The organism is Arachnia rubra, from assembly GCF_019973735.1.
GTDB classification, from domain to species: domain Bacteria; phylum Actinomycetota; class Actinomycetes; order Propionibacteriales; family Propionibacteriaceae; genus Arachnia; species Arachnia rubra.
Window position 1 is genome coordinate 1,638,912 of record NZ_AP024463.1, and the last position, 14,034, is coordinate 1,652,945.

At 61.0% G+C, this 14,034-nt stretch carries 15 protein-coding genes; 12 read left to right on the plus strand and 3 right to left on the minus strand.

The genetic code is table 11. The annotated features are described in order from the left end of the window. Window positions 1-32 precede the first annotated feature (32 nt). From SK1NUM_RS07405 to SK1NUM_RS07455, 11 genes are read left to right on the plus strand one after another with little or no spacing between them, the layout of a single operon-like run. Window positions 33-2,987 carry a DUF4040 family protein gene (locus tag SK1NUM_RS07405; RefSeq protein ID WP_212327288.1) on the plus strand — a complete coding sequence of 985 codons (2,955 nt, stop codon included), beginning with the start codon at window positions 33-35 and terminating at the stop codon, window positions 2,985-2,987. Next, window positions 2,984-3,316, plus strand: a complete 333-nt coding sequence (locus SK1NUM_RS07410; RefSeq protein ID WP_212320824.1) for a sodium:proton antiporter — start codon at window positions 2,984-2,986, stop codon at window positions 3,314-3,316. Before SK1NUM_RS07405 ends, SK1NUM_RS07410 begins: the two co-directional genes overlap by 4 nt. Next, window positions 3,313-4,827: a monovalent cation/H+ antiporter subunit D family protein gene (locus SK1NUM_RS07415; protein ID WP_212320825.1), complete on the plus strand. Its 1,515-nt coding sequence runs from the start codon at window positions 3,313-3,315 to the stop codon at window positions 4,825-4,827. Before SK1NUM_RS07410 ends, SK1NUM_RS07415 begins: the two co-directional genes overlap by 4 nt. Further along, window positions 4,827-5,183: a Na+/H+ antiporter subunit E gene (locus SK1NUM_RS07420; protein ID WP_212320826.1), complete on the plus strand. Its 357-nt coding sequence runs from the start codon at window positions 4,827-4,829 to the stop codon at window positions 5,181-5,183. Before SK1NUM_RS07415 ends, SK1NUM_RS07420 begins: the two co-directional genes overlap by 1 nt. Continuing rightward, window positions 5,183-5,443, plus strand: a complete 261-nt coding sequence (locus SK1NUM_RS07425; protein WP_212327583.1) for a monovalent cation/H+ antiporter complex subunit F — start codon at window positions 5,183-5,185, stop codon at window positions 5,441-5,443. The genes SK1NUM_RS07420 and SK1NUM_RS07425 overlap by 1 nt, the downstream gene beginning before the upstream one ends. Then, complete coding sequence (locus SK1NUM_RS07430) at window positions 5,443-5,784, plus strand: cation:proton antiporter (protein WP_223927889.1); 342 nt, start codon at window positions 5,443-5,445, stop codon at window positions 5,782-5,784. The genes SK1NUM_RS07425 and SK1NUM_RS07430 overlap by 1 nt, the downstream gene beginning before the upstream one ends. A 25-nt stretch (window positions 5,785-5,809) precedes the next feature. Then, window positions 5,810-6,961, plus strand: a complete 1,152-nt coding sequence (metX, locus tag SK1NUM_RS07435; RefSeq protein ID WP_212320828.1) for a homoserine O-acetyltransferase MetX — start codon at window positions 5,810-5,812, stop codon at window positions 6,959-6,961. Beyond that, complete coding sequence (metW, locus tag SK1NUM_RS07440) at window positions 6,961-7,554, plus strand: methionine biosynthesis protein MetW (RefSeq protein ID WP_212320830.1); 594 nt, start codon at window positions 6,961-6,963, stop codon at window positions 7,552-7,554. The genes metX and metW overlap by 1 nt, the downstream gene beginning before the upstream one ends. Continuing rightward, on the plus strand, window positions 7,551-9,128 hold the full coding sequence (gene lnt / locus SK1NUM_RS07445; RefSeq protein ID WP_212320832.1) for an apolipoprotein N-acyltransferase: 1,578 nt from the start codon (window positions 7,551-7,553) through the stop codon (window positions 9,126-9,128). Before metW ends, lnt begins: the two co-directional genes overlap by 4 nt. Beyond that, window positions 9,125-9,886, plus strand: a complete 762-nt coding sequence (locus tag SK1NUM_RS07450; RefSeq protein ID WP_212320834.1) for a polyprenol monophosphomannose synthase — start codon at window positions 9,125-9,127, stop codon at window positions 9,884-9,886. Before lnt ends, SK1NUM_RS07450 begins: the two co-directional genes overlap by 4 nt. Beyond that, window positions 9,879-10,376 carry an FxsA family protein gene (locus tag SK1NUM_RS07455; protein WP_212320836.1) on the plus strand — a complete coding sequence of 166 codons (498 nt, stop codon included), beginning with the start codon at window positions 9,879-9,881 and terminating at the stop codon, window positions 10,374-10,376. The genes SK1NUM_RS07450 and SK1NUM_RS07455 overlap by 8 nt, the downstream gene beginning before the upstream one ends. Here SK1NUM_RS07455 and SK1NUM_RS07460 read toward each other — a convergent pair. Both SK1NUM_RS07460 and SK1NUM_RS07465 read right to left on the minus strand, forming a co-directional pair. After that, the gene (locus tag SK1NUM_RS07460) at window positions 10,357-10,692 is read right to left on the minus strand and encodes an RNA polymerase-binding protein RbpA (protein ID WP_212320838.1); all 336 of its coding nucleotides are present in this window, start codon (window positions 10,690-10,692) and stop codon (window positions 10,357-10,359) included. The genes SK1NUM_RS07455 and SK1NUM_RS07460 overlap by 20 nt on opposite strands. A gap of 42 nt (window positions 10,693-10,734) precedes the next feature. Beyond that, window positions 10,735-11,517 carry a glycerophosphodiester phosphodiesterase gene (locus SK1NUM_RS07465; protein WP_223927891.1) on the minus strand — a complete coding sequence of 261 codons (783 nt, stop codon included), beginning with the start codon at window positions 11,515-11,517 and terminating at the stop codon, window positions 10,735-10,737. 59 nt (window positions 11,518-11,576) lie between these two features. On the opposite strand from SK1NUM_RS07465, the gene pdxY reads away from it, so the two are divergent. Further along, window positions 11,577-12,431: a pyridoxal kinase PdxY gene (gene pdxY / locus SK1NUM_RS07470; RefSeq protein ID WP_212320842.1), complete on the plus strand. Its 855-nt coding sequence runs from the start codon at window positions 11,577-11,579 to the stop codon at window positions 12,429-12,431. 21 nt (window positions 12,432-12,452) lie between these two features. Here pdxY and SK1NUM_RS07475 read toward each other — a convergent pair whose 3' ends face one another. Continuing rightward, entirely contained in the window at window positions 12,453-13,988 is a 1,536-nt protein-coding gene (locus tag SK1NUM_RS07475) for a helix-turn-helix domain-containing protein (RefSeq protein ID WP_212320844.1), read from the minus strand. Window positions 13,989-14,034: the final 46 nt, after the last annotated feature.

The following is a 14,034-nucleotide window of genomic DNA, read 5'->3' on the forward strand; positions in this document are numbered from 1 at the left end:
TGCCAAGGCCGGTTGCTAGGATAACCACGCTCATGCCTGTGTTGATTTCACTGATCCTGCTCCTGCTGGCTTTCATAGCCACGCCGGTGTTCACTCGTCTCCTCGGTAGGAACGCCGGCTGGATCCTGGCCGCGTTTTATATCGCCGCTGCTGCTGCCCAGGCCCCAGCGGCCGGAGCAGTGGTGGCGGGGGAGCGGACAGCGTGGTCCCTGGACTGGCTGCCGGCCCTGGGGATACGGCTGGCATTCGCTGCTGACGGACTAGGGCTTGTCTTCAGTTTCCTGACGTTGCTCATTGGCGCTGCCGTCTTCATCTACTCAACGCGTTACCTGCCGATCGGCAGGAACCATGCTTTCTATCAGATGATGACCGCGTTCACCCTATCAATGCAGGCTCTGGTGCTTGCCGACGACCTGGTGGTGCTTTTCATCTGCTGGGAGCTGACCTCGCTAGCCTCCTTCCTGCTGATCGCCTGCGCAGGAAAATCCGGTGAGGGCGCGTCCATGCGCACCTTGCTCATCACATTCGCCGGTGGCGTCCTGCTGCTGCTTGCGGTGGCCGCCATCTGGTGGCGCACGGGCACCACCTCCTTGTCGCTGGTCTTCGGCCACGAGGTCTGGGCCTCAGACCCCGGTTTCACGACGCTGATAGCTGTGCTGATCGCACTGGCTGGATTCACGAAGGCTGCCCAGTTCCCGTTCCACGTGTGGCTGCCGGATGCCATGGCCGCCATCACTCCGGTCAGCGCCTATCTGCATGCTGCGGCAGTGGTCAAGGCAGGCATATTCCTTCTGCTGCGTTTCAGTCCCGTCTTCCACGACACCCCGGCCTGGAACGGCCTGTTGGTGGCGAGCGGCCTGATAACGACCTGCATAGGCGGTTATTTCGCCCTCGAGCAGACCGATGTGAAGAGGCTGATGGCCTATTCCACGGTAAGCCAGCTGGGTTTGCTGACCGCGAGCATCGGATTGGGAACAGAAGCTGGCATCGTAGCGGCGGTGCTTCACACCATCGCGCATGCGCTGTTCAAGTCGGGACTCTTCATGATGGTGGGTGTCGTTGACCACGCCACCGACACTCGTGACCTTCGCCGTTTTCCTCCCAAGCTGTATCGCCGGATGCCCTTCAGTTTCGCCGTGATGGCGCTGGGGTGCGCCTCGATGGCTGGTATCCCTCCCATGCTGGGGTTCGTATCGAAGGAGGCGATCTTCGCCGCACTACTCGGAGGGCCTGAGGCCTCGTGGACCGGCTGGGTTGCTTTCCTGGTTGCCACGGTGGGTTCTGTGCTGACCTTCGCCTACTGCGCACGAGCCTTGCTCGGAATCTTCTTCGACGGGATGGATGAGGAACGCCCCGTTCACATGCACGATCCTCTCCTGGTGGGAAGCGCAGCGCTTCCAATCCTGGTTTCAGTACCTCTGGCCGCATGGCTAGCAGGAGTCGCCGGTTCGGTACGGCTGGCGGCTGAGGCCGCCACAGGCCGGCCAGCCCACATTCATCTGGCCTTGTGGCATGGCCTAGGGCCAGAACTGTATGCGACAGCGGCCATCGTGTTTCTCGGGATCCTGGTGGTGTTGCAGCGTAAGCGCCTCATCGGGTGGATTCTGCAGCACCGTTTCCCGTTGGATGGTGCGAAAGTGATGTGGCACCTCACGGACTGGACACGACGTTTCGGCTCGCTGCAGGCACGTGCTGTTGGCTCAGACACTCCCACCAGGCATGTCATACCGATCCTGGGGGCGCTGGGGGTGCTCGGGGTCTTGGGGAGCTGGGCAGTCAGCGTGGCTGGGCTACCGGAACAGAGACCTGGACTTACCAAGACAATCGACATCGTTGTGTTCGTCCTGATCACTGCGGCCACCATAGGTGTATGCATCTCCCGGGTGCGGATCGCGTCAGTGCTTTCGTTGTCAGCGGTGGGAATCCTGGCGACAGTGCAGATCCTGGCGCTTGGTGCCCCCGATGTGGCCATGACTCAGCTGCTGGTAGAGAGCCTGAACATCATCGTGATCATGCTGGTGCTGCAGCGTCTCCCCAGTAGGTTCCCGATACGCCGCCGTGGCCGCAACATCCTCACATTCGGTGCTTCCGCTGTGGTGGGAGCCGGGGTCGCAGGGCTCACCTGGGCGCTGACAGCCCGGCGGGATAAGTCCGACCTGGCTGACTACTTCCTGCAGAACACAAAAGAGCTGGCCTCGGGCGACAACGTCGTCAATGTCATTCTCGTCGAGTTCCGTGGCTTCGACACCCTGGGCGAGCTGAGCGTTCTGGCAATGACCGCTGTGGCAATTCTTGCGCTTCTGTCGACCGTGAAGGACAGGTACATAGACCCCCCAGGACAGGATCCCGACCTGGTGCCTGTAACAGCCCTGGGGATCAACCAGGACCCGGGGTCACGGGCGCATCGGGCCATCATGGAAGCCTGGCCCAACGCGGTCAGCCTCCAGGTGATGCTGAGGTTCATGGCGCCGTTGCTGATCGCGATATCTGCGGTGCTGTTCTGGCGGGGGCACAACAGTCCTGGTGGCGGTTTCAATGCCGCATTGGTTGCCGCCGCCCTGGTCGGCCTGGTCTATCTCTCAACCTCCAAGGACCGGCAGGTGGGACCACCTCGAGTGCCATTGTTCCTGGTCGGTGGGGGAGTGATGCTGGCTGTTGCCACTGGCCTGTTCGACCTGCTCGCCGCAGGTTCTTTCCTGCAGCCGATCCATTTCCACCTATTTGGAATCCATCTGACGACGTCGATGTTCTTCGACGCTGGGGTCTACCTGGCAGTTCTCGGACTGATGTTCGTCTCGTTCAACGTTCTCGGTGCCACGCGAGGAACCGCAGCTGGCGGTGAGGGAACCCGGGAGCGTATCGACGAACTGCTTGAGGGCGAGCTGCCGGGCCCGCTTGAGACCGTGCGGGGAGAACGTCCCCGCCGTCCAGCGATCCGGACCCAGTTCATCACCAAGGGCACTCACCCTGAAGAGGTCAAGAGATGATCCTCATAGCCACGATCTTTGTTCTGGTGACGGGCGGGGTATACCTGCTGCTACAGCGGTCCATGGTGCGTGCTGTATTCGGTCTCGGGCTTCTCAGCCACGCCGTCAATTTCGTCCTCCTTACCACCGGTGTCCCAGGCTGGCGGGTGGAGCCGATCACCGACGGCACGAGCACCGGGACGGTGGCTGATCCGTTACCACAGGCATTCGTGCTGACCGCGATCGTGATCACGCTCGCAACGAGCATCTTGATGCTTGCCATGGCTGTGATCGGACGCAATGACAACATGCTGCGTCATCCCGAGACAGGGGAGACCCACCGCGTATGAACTCCGCCATCCTGCCCTTATTCGTGGCTGTGCCGCTGTTGTTCGCGGGAGGCACTGCTCTGTTGCGTGGCCCGCTCGTGCAGCGGACCGCCCTGCTGCTGGCGTCGTTTCTGACCCTCGCGGGAGGCGTGGCGCTCTTGGTGTTTCACCAAGGCACACCGGCTTTAGCGCATTCCATCGGGTCCTATCTTCCCGGGGTCGGCATCGTTTTCGTCTCTGACTCCCTGAGCGCGCTCTTGCTGGTAGTCGTCGCCTTCCTCACTATGGTTTCAGGCATCTTCTTGATGCTCACCGGTGAGGATCGCTACCGGTTCGTGGTACCTCTCATCTTGATGCTCAGCACAGGAGTCAATGGGGCTCTTCTAACCGGGGACCTGTTCAACATGTTCGTGTGGGTTGAGGTGATGCTCCTGCCGTCATACGCCCTGGTCGCGGTCACAGGTTCCTGGCGGCGTCTGGGGGTCGGCCGCATGTTCGTAATCGTGAACATCATCACCTCCACCATCCTCGTCATGGGCGTCGGCCTGCTTTACGGCGCATATGGGTCGGTGAACCTGGCTGCTCTGGCCGGGACGGGCAGCAACCCCCAAGTCTCACTGGCGACCTCGCTCATTCTTTTCGCGCTGCTCGTCAAGGGGGGCGTGGTGCCTGTCCACGGCTGGCTGCCACGCGCCTACCCGGCTACCTCGGCGGGAATCATGTCCCTGTTCGCCGGTATCCACACGAAGATCGGCATCTACGCTGCCTACCGTGTCTACACCACCATCTTCGACGGTCCCGCGCCATGGCTCCCGGTGCTGACTGTTGTGGTGATCATCACGATCATTGTCGGCTCCTTCTCCACCTTCGGTGAGTCCCGTATCCGCGGCGCGCTGGCATTCCAGATGGTCGCCGGAGTCGGTCAGATCCTCATCGGTCTGGTGGTCCTGACTGAGTTCTCTCTGGCTGCTGGGCTGTTCTACATGGTCCACCACATGATCACCATGGCTGGCCTGGTACTGGCCTCGGGCGCCATCGAGAACACCTATGGCTCCGGACGTTTTGACCGTCTGTCCGGGCTCATGCGCCGCGATCCCTGGACAGCGGCTATTTTCGCTTTCGGTTTAGCGTCGCTGGTGGGCCTGCCCCCCACCTCAGGCATCTGGGGGAAGATCGGTCTCATGGGCGCTGCTGCCCAGGGCCCCAGCCCGGAGAGCTGGTGGCTGATCGGTTCTGTGGCCCTGGCGTCAATAGTCTCGCTGATGGCGTTGCAGCGGCTGTGGCGAGAGGCTTTCTGGGGTGCCCCCATGAAGCAATACCTGCCGGACGACCCGACCACCACTTCGCGTGGTGTACTCACCCCGATCGCTGATGACGCCAGGGTGTCGTGGCGGTTGCAGTGGCCAGCATTCATGCTGATCGGGATCTCTGTGCTGTTGTTCATCGTCATCGGATGGGTATGGCCGTTGTTCGAGTCAGCCGCTCATGGACTGATTGATGTTTCCGCCTATGTGAAGGCGGTGCTTGGCTGATGCCGGTATTGAGAATGCTGTCATGGTGGTGGTACCTCACCTCCCAGATCGTCATCGGCTCATGGCACGTTGCGGTGGCCGCCTGGCGTCCCAGGCCCATGGCCGCTTCCGCCATCGTTGAGTACCCGATGCGTGCCACCACTGATTTCGAGATCGCCATGTTTGCCTCTGCCATCACGATCACGCCGGGAACTCTCGTGCTCGGAGTCTGCGCCGGTGATGACGTCGAAGGGCCGTCGGTTTTTGTTCATTCGCTTTTCGACTCCGACCGCAACTCCATACTCGAGGGCCTGGCAGACCTAGAATGGCACCTGCTTCATGCACTGCGGCGTCACGGCATGCCGAAGGGGGAATGATGAGCTTTGCCCTGTGGATCGCGATCGGGTTGCTCGCCATGTCTGTTCTGCTGGGACTGGTGCGCGTCGTGACCGCGCCGGACTCGGCGACACGGGCTGTGGTGGGGGATCTGGTGTTTTTCTCCTGCATCGGGATTCTCGCCTTGTTCGGAATGCTGCACCGATCCAGTGTCTCGGTGGATGCGGCGTTGCTTGCAGCGATCCTTGGGATACTTTCCACGATCGCGCTGGCTCGGATCATAACGAGGGGGAGACGTTGATGATGCTGGAGTTCTTGGTTTCTTTGCTGGCTCTGCTGGGTGCCGCACTGGTCCTTTCTGTTGCTGTTGCACAGTTCCGGGCGCGCGATGCTGTCTCGCGCATCAACGCCCTTGGACCTGCGACTGCCCTCGGACTGCCATTGATTCTGGTTGCTGCGGCCCTAGGGTGGACGGCAACCCAGGGGTTCGATCTGATGCTGTGGATCAAGACTGCGGTGGCGGTGATTGCCCTGATGATTGTGAGCTCAGTAGCCTCGAATGTGTTGGCCCGGGCCACCTGTCGCACCGATGCCAAGCTCGATCCAGAAACTGTCCCAAATGATCTGAAGGGCGAGATATGAATCATGTAGAGGCTCTCGCCAACTAATGTGTCCCAACCCGTTCTTGAACGTGACCGAGACCCTGAATGCTGTTTCCGCCACCGTGCGGCTCTTCACTTCTGAGGATCCGTTGACTCTCGCCAGCGGCGCTGAACTCGCTCCAGTCGATGTTGCTTACGAGACCTATGGATGTCTCAACTCACAGGGGTCGAACGCCATTTTCGTGTGCCATGCCCTGACGGGCGATGCTCACGCGGCTGGGCTCCGTCCGGGCGATCGTAAACCGGGGTGGTGGGACAATCTCATCGGTCCCGAAAAGGCCGTCGACACGGACAGCTGGTTCGTGGTGTGCGCCAACATTCTCGGCGGCTGTCGCGGCACCACCGGTCCATCATCAATCAATCCTGCGACGGGGGAGCCGTACGGGCTGGATTTCCCGCTGCTTGCGATGTCGGATTTCGTTAAGGTGCACCGTCGCCTTGGCCAGCATCTTGGCATCAGCCGATGGGCTGTCCTCCTGGGAGGTTCCCTGGGCGGGATGCAGGTTCTTCAATGGACCCTGTCCCACCCAGAGGATTCTGACAACGCGATTATCATTGCCGCCTCCTCCCGGCTCACTGCCCAGAACATCGCCTTCTCCGCGGTGGGGCGGCAGGCCATCATGCGGGACTCAGCCTTCCGGGGTGGCCGGTTTCTCAGCGAGGGAACGCTGCCAGCCAAAGGCCTATCAGTTGCTCGGATGCTGGCGCACATCACGTATCTCTCTGAAGAGGCCTTCAGCGCAAAGTTCGGACGGTCCGCGCAGTCAGGGAAACTGGATCCTGGTTTCGGTATCGACTTCGCCGTTGAAAGTTACCTGGAACACCAGGGGGAGGCTTTCCTGGAACGTTTCGATGCGCTCAGCTACCTGTATCTGACCAGGGTGATGGATTATTTCGACCCATTCGCCCCAGCCGATGCACTGGACAGACTCGTGGCAGACCCCGTGAAATTCCTCCTGGTGAGCTTCGATAGTGACTGGCGCTTCGACACCGGGCATTCCCGCCGGATCGTCCAGCATCTGGAAGGAGCGGGACTGCCCACCTCATTCCGTGAGATCCACTCCCCGTGGGGACACGATTCATTCCTTCTGGATCTGCCGGACTATCACGCTGTGATCAGGGCTTTCCTGGAGCGCGCCGCCAGGCAGGAGAGCTGATGACGCGTGCTGACCTGAGACTGATTGCCAGCCTCATCCCGGAATGCTCCCGGGTGCTTGACCTCGGCTGTGGGAACGGGGAGCTTCTGCGTCTGCTGGAAGGGCGAGGCTGCCATGGGACCGGCGTGGAAATCGAGCCAGAGCTTTTTCTGGCTGCGCTGCGTCATGGGGTGAACGTCATCGACCTGGACATCAACAGCCAGCTGGATCAGTTCGCTGATGGGGCCTACGACGTTGTGGTCTTGTCCCGCACCCTCCAGAACCTCAGGCAGCCAGCTGAGGTACTGCGGGAAATGACGAGGATAGCCAGTCACGGCATAGTCTCGATGCCCAACTTCGTGCATTGGCGTAACCGGCTACGGCTACTGACAGGCCGGATGCCCGTCACCAAGGACCTGCCCTACAGCTGGTACGACAGTCCGAATCTCCATTTCACATCGCTGAAAGACCTGGCACCGCTGTTCACAGGACTCGGCCTGGAGGTGGAGCGCTGCATCCCCATCGACGACAGTGGCAGGCCACTACGGACAGGGGAGTGGGGAGCCAACCTGTTCGCCAGCTCCGCCGTCTACCTCCTCCAGGCGAGGCGGTGACGCACGTGCTGCCGCTGGAACGTCTTCAGGTTCATTGGGCGATGATCGTCTTTCTCGCCCTTTTGGCCGGGCTGGGTCTCGCCCTCGGATTCGCTCCATGGGGCCTGTGGCCACTGACCATCCTGGGCGCAGGGCTCTTCACATGGCTGGTGGCAGGTCGCGGGCCGTGGACGGGATTCGGCATCGGGATGCTCTCCGGCTGCATCCTCTATGGATGCACCATCTGGTGGGTCGGAGCGCAGGCAGGACCGGTGGTGTGGGTGCTCGTCGTCGTGATGGCTGTCTGGGTGGGGCTTATCGGGATAGCCTCTTCACTCATCACGAGGCTGTCCGGATGGTGCCTGCTGGTTCCTCTGGCCTGGAGCGCTGTCGAGTATGGCGCGGAGCGAATTCCATTCGGGGGGTTTCCCTGGCTGAGACTCGGATACACGACAATCGACCAGCCCCTGGCCGGGTGGCTGCCCTGGATCGGAGTCTCAGGGGCCACCTGGCTGGTGGCCATGGTGGGCTGTTGCTGTTTGGCCGTGGTTGTCCAGCGGCGGCGATTGATTCCGCTTCTTGCCACTGTCAGCGCTTTTATCATCGGTGGTGGGTCGCTCTTGGTACCAGTGGACGGAGGTGGCCAGAGGATTGCGGTTGGCATGGTGCAGGGCAATGCCCAGCTGGGGCTGAGCAGCGGCTACATCGCGGCCACCGGAGCGGCTCCTCATCATCTAAGCGAGACCATCTTCCTGCTGGCCGATGCGCGTGCCCACGGCCAGCAGCTGGATCTGATCGTCTGGGCAGAGAACTCCACCGACACCGACCCGATGCTCAACCCGACCACGAAGGCACAGGTGAGCGCTGCCGCTGAACTGGCCCAGGTGCCGATCGACCTGGGAGCGGTCACCGCGGGTCCTGAACCCAGAACCCGGCGCACCACCACACTGGTGTGGGTCCCGGGACAGGGACCAACGGATCATTACCACAAGCGAAATCTCGCCCCCTTCGGCGAGTTTGTGCCGTACCGGGATGTCCTGGAGCCAATGTTCCCAGATGTGAAGCGGGCAGGTTACCAGTCGATACCGGGCACCGAGCCAGGAGTCGTGACCGTCCCAACCGTCACCGACCCCGGCCTGAAGGTGGGGACCGTCATCTGCTACGAGCTGGCCTATGACCAGACTGTCTACGACACCGTCGCCCATGGAGCCCAGATCCAGGTGGCGCAGAGCACCACCCACAACTTCTCAGGCACCACCGAGCCGCTGCAGCAGATGAATATCAACCGGGTTCGCGCAGCAGAACTCAGGCGGGAGTTTATCGCCAGTACCCTCAACGGATATTCGGGCTTCATTGATGCCAGAGGACGGCTCTACGAGCCCACCCGGGAATACACGGCTGCGCACCGTATCTACATTGTCCCAGAGCGGGACAACATCACACCTGCGGTTTACCTGGCGCCATTGCTGGGCCTTGCTCAGCTTCTGGGTTGTCTGGCAGCAGGAGGAATCAGTTTTTACGTGGGCCGCCGCGCCCGCTTGACCGGTAGTCTTGATCGGAGGCACATTGTCAGCAAAGAGCAGGAGACGCAATGACCGAAGCCCCGCGCACTGGTGAGGTGCTTGTCATCATTCCGACTTTTAACGAGGCCCAGAACATTGAGAGCATCGTCTCCCGGCTGCGGCACAGTGTTCCACATGCTCACGTACTCGTTGTTGATGACAACTCCCCAGATGGCACCGGCAAACTTGCGGATGCGATGGCTGACAGGGACGAACATGTGCATGTCCTGCACAGACAGGGCAAGGAGGGGCTGGGAGCGGCGTATCTGGCGGGTTTTCGCTGGGGGCTCGAACGGGGATATGGCATCTTGGTCGAGCACGATGCCGACGGATCCCATCAGCCTGAGCAGTTACCCAGCCTGCTGGCTGCCCTGGAGCATGCTGACATGGTGAAGGGCTCCCGGTGGGTCAAGGGCGGTTCGGTTGTGAACTGGCCATGGCGGCGTGAGTTCCTCTCCCGTGGTGGCTCGCTCTACATCAGGCTCCTGCTGGGAATGCCTTACCGCGATATCACAGGTGGTTTCAATGCCTTCCGGGCTGATGTCCTGGCAAAGATCATCGACCTGCCCATTGACCGTCGCGGCTATGGGATCCAGCGCGACCTGACCTGGCATGCCCATCAGGCAGGGTTCCGCATCACGGAAGTCCCTATTGAATTCGTGGAACGTGAGTTCGGAGATTCAAAGATGGGCGGAAGCGTAGTCAAGGAAGCCATCATTTCCACCACCAAAATGGGTGTTCAGCACCGGTGGCAACAGCTCAAGAAATTCTTCGGGAGGCGCCATGGCTAACGGACGTATCCGATTCCGTGGAACCCTTGGACTACTCTTGGTCCTGGTCCCATTCCTGGTGTATCTCGCAGCTGAAGTCAGTGTGATGCTCATGGTGATCGATACTTTGGGCTGGTGGACGGTGCCCGTCCTGATACTCACCACCTTGTTTGGATGTTGGATGCTTCAGCGGGAAGGCCGCCGCACTTGGAGCGCGCTCATTGAGTCCCTCAGCAGGGGAGCGCTGCCGCCCGGGCGCACTGCGGATGCGGTGCTGGTGATGATAGGCGGCTTCCTGCTCATCATGCCGGGCTTCGTCTCTGACGTCATCGGTCTGATGCTTCTGATCCCACCGAGCCGCCGCCTGATCCGGAGCACACTGGGAAAGCTATTCGGGAGGGCCATTGGGGATTCATCCGAGCGACCCATCGTCATTGAGGGCGAGGTGGTCCAGGATTCTCCGGCATCACCAGAGACCATGATCCCAGAGATCAGCCCGCCGAGCCCCTGAGCTTGTCCAGCTGTTCAGCTAGGATATCCTCCAGCTCGGGGATGCTGCGCCGCTCGCGTAACATGTCCCAGTGGGTACGCGGAGGCTTCGTCTCCTTGGCCTCCCCGGTGGCACCATCAGAGCGTTTGGCAAGCTGGCCGCATTTCTTGCATTCCCACTCGAAAGGCAGCTCTGCCTCGATGGCAAAGGTAACCTCGAAGTGGTGGCCATTAGGACAGTCAAAACCCACCTGGCTGCGTTCAGCAAACTCGATGCCCTGTTCATCCTCGAAACTTTTAGCGCCTAGCCCGACGCCACGTAGTGCCCGATCTGCCATGTTTCTACCTCCCTACCTGGAGTTGAACGTCTCGAATACGTTTCAGGTTCCCAGGCTACTGGTCCACATGCCGTGGGCCTGCAGCACTTCGCGTAGAAGATCCGGACGGTCTGTGACTATGCCGTCCACTCCCCAATCAATGAGTGTGTGCATCTCGTCCCCCACGTCGATGGTCCAGACATGGACCCTGTAGCCAGCGCGGTGGATGGCTTTGATCCGCGATTTGGTCAGCAACCTGATCTTCAGGCCCGCGACCTCGTAAGAGACAGGGACCTGGAACACGCCCGGCCCTCCAGGACGGCAGGTCCGGATGTATCCCAGCGTCATCGCCGCCACCCCATATGGTCCCACGGCCGTGGTGACTCCGGGCATCAGCCTCCGGAACCTGTTGATCCGTCTCTGTGAGAAGGAACCCACACATACCCGCTGTTCAGCTTTGAAACGCCGGATCGTCTCGGCCAGGGGCCTCACAGCGCCCGGCGCCTTGATGTCGAAATTAAAACGCACCCCAGGGAGCGCCTCAAACAACTCCTCGACCGTCGGGATCGGCTCTCGTTCTCCCACACGGACCTCACGCACAGCTGCGAGTGGCAGCCGCGCGATGTGCCCCTCGACATCGGTCACCCGGGCCAGATCGGGATCGTGGAAGGCCACCAGATGCCCATCGGCGGTGGCATGAACATCGGTTTCCACGTACTCATACCCCAGAGCGACCGCATTCCGGAAAGCCGCCAGGGTGTTCTCAATCCCAAGGTTGGCCGTGAGCAGGGCACCACCGCGATGAGCCATCGCGACGAACTCCGGCTCCAGGAAACCTGCACACATGGAAACCATTATGCCTAGTGCAGAGGCGCCTGTGGTGCGGAAGTGAGAGACTGAGCTATATGCACAACGTCCTATCGATTCAATCTGCGGTTGCCTACGGCCATGCGGGCAACTCCTCTGCCACTTTCCCACTGCAGCGAGCCGGCGTCAACGTGTACCCCGTTTACACCGTCACCTTCTCCAACCACACCGGGTACGGTAGCTGGCGTGGCCCCATGATCGCGGCATCCGACGTAGCCGATGTGATCACGGGAATCGACGAGCGAGGCGCACTCGCCACCGTGGATGCAGTACTGGCCGGTTACCTCGGCTCTGCCGACGTAGGTCAGGTTGTTCTGGACGCGGCGGCCCTGGTGAAATCACGTAACCCGGAGGCGCTCTTCCTCGCGGATCCTGTGATGGGTGATGTCGGAAGGGGATTCTTTGCCCGGCCGGGCATCCCTGAGTTCTTCCGTGACCACGTCGTCCCCGCAGCCGACATCATGACCCCGAACCTGTTTGAGCTGCACTACCTGGTGGGACATGAGACGACAACCCTCGCCGAGGTCGCCGATGCAGCCAGGGAGCTGCGCGATCGCGGTCCTGGCATTGTGGTCGTCACCTCGGTCGTAGCCTCCGACGCGCAGGACGACCTGCTCCGGATGCTGGCAGTTGATGCCGACCAGGCCTGGCTGGTGGAGACCCCGATGCTGGATCGTCATTTCGTCGGTTCGGGCGATCTGACTGCCGCGACCTTTCTCGCGCATTTGCTGCGCACCGGTGACCTTGGGAAGACCCTTGGGGCAACCGCGTCCGTGGTGTACTCAATCCTGGAACAGACCGCGATCAGCGGTGAGGCCGAACTGCAACTCGTTGCCGCCCAGGAGCAGATCGTGAATCCGGTGAACGAGTTCACGGCTCATCGCCTCAGCTGATCACTGACCTCCCATTCTCAATCAGCTCGGCGCGTCGCCCCAGAAAGTATTGATCTGCGCACCGAGCTGGTTGAACCGTCGTGGCAGATCCTCGTATCCCCGGTTGATCACATACACGTCCCGCAGGATGGTGGTGCCGCGGGCAGCCAGGGCCGCTAGGAACAAGCACACCGAGGGACGGAGCGCCGGCGGGCACTCGATATCGCGGCCACGCCATCTGGTCGGCCCGATGATCATCAGCTTGTGGGCGTCCATGACGGTGACGTTGGCGCCCAGGTCACTGAGCTTCTTCAGGTGCACTGCGCGGTTGTCGTAGACCCAGTCGTAGATGATCGACTGACCTTCAGCCGTTGCACAGATCAGCGCGAAGAAGGGGAGGTTGTCGATATTCAGTCCTGGGAACGGCATGGGATGGATCTTGTCCAGGGGAGCCACCAGCTCGGATGGTTTCACGGTGACATCCACCAGCCGGGTGTGGCCGTTTCCCGATGGGTATTCATTGCTGAGCGCCATCCGCTGTCCCATTTCCTCAAGGACAGCGAACTCCACCTCCAGGAATTCGATGGGACAGCGTTTCACGGTCAGCTCTGACTGGGTGACGATCCCAGCGGTGATGAGGCTCATCGCCTCGATCGGGTCCTCCGAGATGTGGTATTCGACGTCTTTGCGGATTTCCCTGACCCCATGGATACGCAGGGTGGTGGTGCCGATGCCTTCCACCTCGACGCCCAGCTCACGGAGGAAAAAGCACAGGTCCTGCACCATGTAGTTTCCCGAGGCATTGCGGATGACCGTCAGGCCGGGAGTCCGGGCAGCTGCCATGATCGCATTCTCGGTGACGGTATCACCACGCTCTACCAGAGTGATGTGGTGCTCGGGTGCTCCGTCACGATGCACGGTGGCGTGATACTGGCTGTCGTGCGCCTCCACAGACAAGCCAAGACGCTTCAGCGCTGACATGTGCGGGTGCACTGTGCGGGCCCCGAGATCGCAGCCGCCAGCATACGGGAGTTCAAATGAGTCAAACTCATGCATCAGGGGGCCCAGGAACATCAGAATGGAACGTGTGCGACGCGCAGCACGCTGGTCGATGGTCTCCGGGGTGAGCTTCTTGGGACGAATCAATTCAAGGTCCTGACCGCCGTTGGTGGGTGTGACGGTCACGCCGATGGACTGGAGGACATCACAGATACGGTCCACCTCCTCGATACTGGCGATCCCGCGCAGCACCGTGCGTCCATGGTTGAGCATTGAGGCACAGAGCAGCGCCACAGCAGCATTCTTGGAGGAGCGCACCTCAATCTCGCCCTCAAGCTTCGTTGGCCCGGTGATCTCGAAATTCACGGTGCCTTCGGTCGCGGCGAGGATCAACGGCATCTCAAGCGCCGCCGCCAGTCTCTCGATCATGTTGAGAGACACGTTTTGCTGACCCATCTCGATCCGGTGGACGGCGGATTGGGAGGAGTTGATCTCGTCAGCCAGGCGCTGTTGCGACCACTGACGGGCCTTGCGGGCCTCTCTGATCATGATACCGAGGGATTGGCTGGTGGCGGTCATGGCTTCATCCTAACTCATATCTGAGATAATCATTGTGTAGGTTAGA

Bases quoted from the DNA above. Each gene is read 5' to 3' on its own strand.
- SK1NUM_RS07405 (WP_212327288.1), top strand. From the start codon at position 33: ATGCCTGTGTTGATTTCACTGATCCTGCTCCTGCTGGCTTTCATAGCC.
- SK1NUM_RS07410 (WP_212320824.1), top strand. From the start codon at position 2,984: ATGATCCTCATAGCCACGATCTTTGTTCTGGTGACGGGCGGGGTATAC.
- SK1NUM_RS07415 (WP_212320825.1), top strand. From the start codon at position 3,313: ATGAACTCCGCCATCCTGCCCTTATTCGTGGCTGTGCCGCTGTTGTTC.
- SK1NUM_RS07420 (WP_212320826.1), top strand. From the start codon at position 4,827: ATGCCGGTATTGAGAATGCTGTCATGGTGGTGGTACCTCACCTCCCAG.
- SK1NUM_RS07425 (WP_212327583.1), top strand. From the start codon at position 5,183: ATGAGCTTTGCCCTGTGGATCGCGATCGGGTTGCTCGCCATGTCTGTT.
- SK1NUM_RS07430 (WP_223927889.1), top strand. From the start codon at position 5,443: ATGATGCTGGAGTTCTTGGTTTCTTTGCTGGCTCTGCTGGGTGCCGCA.
- metX (WP_212320828.1), top strand. From the start codon at position 5,810: ATGTGTCCCAACCCGTTCTTGAACGTGACCGAGACCCTGAATGCTGTT.
- metW (WP_212320830.1), top strand. From the start codon at position 6,961: ATGACGCGTGCTGACCTGAGACTGATTGCCAGCCTCATCCCGGAATGC.
- SK1NUM_RS07450 (WP_212320834.1), top strand. From the start codon at position 9,125: ATGACCGAAGCCCCGCGCACTGGTGAGGTGCTTGTCATCATTCCGACT.
- SK1NUM_RS07455 (WP_212320836.1), top strand. From the start codon at position 9,879: ATGGCTAACGGACGTATCCGATTCCGTGGAACCCTTGGACTACTCTTG.
- SK1NUM_RS07460 (WP_212320838.1), bottom strand. From the start codon at position 10,692: ATGGCAGATCGGGCACTACGTGGCGTCGGGCTAGGCGCTAAAAGTTTC.
- SK1NUM_RS07465 (WP_223927891.1), bottom strand. From the start codon at position 11,517: ATGTGTGCAGGTTTCCTGGAGCCGGAGTTCGTCGCGATGGCTCATCGC.
- pdxY (WP_212320842.1), top strand. From the start codon at position 11,577: ATGCACAACGTCCTATCGATTCAATCTGCGGTTGCCTACGGCCATGCG.
- SK1NUM_RS07475 (WP_212320844.1), bottom strand. From the start codon at position 13,988: ATGACCGCCACCAGCCAATCCCTCGGTATCATGATCAGAGAGGCCCGC.